We start from the raw sequence: 1515 nt of genomic DNA on the forward strand, positions 1-1515 counted from the left end.
AATATTCTAAGTACAGATAAATAGGTTTTTAGCGATCGCACCTTTTTTGGCCGACCTCACAAAATCGCGTTGCTCCCTTTTAAAGCATTTCGAGACAATAACTCACCTTGGAGTGATGATCAATGGCGTAGACTGTTGGCTGAATATCGCATTTGCAGTCCAGCAGAAATTGGTAATGCAGTCCGTCGTTGTGCTGAAGAGGCTTTTTATCAAGGTAGACCAGGGGAAATTGAGTTTGAGGATTTGCTGAAACAGCGACAAGAATTTACACCATCTATGGAGCGAGAGTCAGAACAGATACAGGCAATTCGCAATCAGGCTATTTATGCTAAACCTGTGGGTAGTCTGGATGTTTCTCGATTTGCTTATCAGCATCGGGAGTTATTTGGGTGATCAATTTAGCGACAAAAAAATGGGGAAGAGGTTTTTCCTCCACAGATAAATTAGGGGGCTTATCGACTCAATAAAAAGCCTTTTACCATTTTTTTAAGCCTAGCCTCGAGATTTAAAAAAAGCAATTCGTCATCAAGAACTGAAAGGCGCTCACGCATTGGCATTAACAACATTGTCATCAAAAATATTGAAAATTTCCGAACAAGAGGCAGCTATAGAACGAATAAAAGCAACAGAACAGGTATTAAAAGAAAGTTTAACTGTACCTGAGACACGCGATTTAGTTAAGAACATTAAAGCTAAGTATTTAACATCAGAACAATCTGAATCGAAAGAAGTAAAAGTAATTATTCAAACAATCAGTAGTGGATTATCTGAGATGACTTTAGCTAATGCTAGTCGTGAACAACTTCAATCTTTACAAGAAATCTTGGAGCAGAAATTAAACGAAATTGGTAAGTTAATCGAATAAGTTTTTGGGGCAAAAAGAGCGATCGCTTAGGCCACAGTTTACTTATCCCCAAGCAACTATGGGTGAGTATTTTTACAAACAAAAAGGCGTTGGCGTTCATGTAGCGTACCCGTAGATACCCAGAGGACGGCTTACCAGAAGGTAAAGTAGATTAGGTTATACGAGGTTTGCCAAACCCCATATCTTATCAAAATCGCACTTTAAATTGGGCGTCTCTAAAATCTTTACAAAGTTATTAGGGATACACCAATTACTCAACTAAATAAAGTTAATAGTGTTGATTGTTTAATCATGAGTTTGCACCTCAAAGCACTTGACTATCTCCACACAAAATCCTTACGACGCAAGTATTTTGGACTGACCAACATGGAGATTATTCAATCACATCGCTTTCAAATTGGATATGGGCAAGCAACAAGTCCACATAATACCCTTCTGTTCACTAATAAATATCATGGAATTACTATGGATTATACTGCTGATGATATCAATTCACTTGTCCCAGTAGTTTTTCGATCTTCTAGGAAAGAATGGGCAATTAAATTGATGATTTCAACTCTTTCTACAGCAGAAGCCGCAGATACAAGCTTTTGCAGGCTTACACCTGGCTTTGCCCCAAGCAGCTGAGACAAATACCACTCCCGTGCTTC

General features: G+C 38.5%; 2 protein-coding genes and 1 pseudogene. 2 read left to right on the plus strand and 1 reads right to left on the minus strand.

Going from position 1 to position 1515, the window contains the following annotated elements; genetic code table 11:
• Positions 1-69 precede the first annotated feature (69 nt).
• Both CDG77_RS34865 and CDG77_RS34870 read left to right on the plus strand, forming a co-directional pair.
• On the plus strand, positions 70-393 hold the full coding sequence (locus CDG77_RS34865) for a hypothetical protein (protein ID WP_223270171.1): 324 nt from the start codon (positions 70-72) through the stop codon (positions 391-393).
• 157 nt (positions 394-550) lie between these two features.
• Positions 551-865 (plus strand): hypothetical protein, encoded by a 315-nt coding sequence (locus CDG77_RS34870; RefSeq protein ID WP_143857180.1) that lies wholly within the window; start codon positions 551-553, stop codon positions 863-865.
• Between the two features lie 470 nt (positions 866-1335).
• Here CDG77_RS34870 and CDG77_RS34875 read toward each other — a convergent pair.
• Positions 1336-1515, minus strand: a pseudogene (locus CDG77_RS34875) (XRE family transcriptional regulator); the annotation flags it as partial.

Source organism: Nostoc sp. 'Peltigera membranacea cyanobiont' 213, from assembly GCF_002245975.1.
GTDB lineage: Bacteria > Cyanobacteriota > Cyanobacteriia > Cyanobacteriales > Nostocaceae > Nostoc.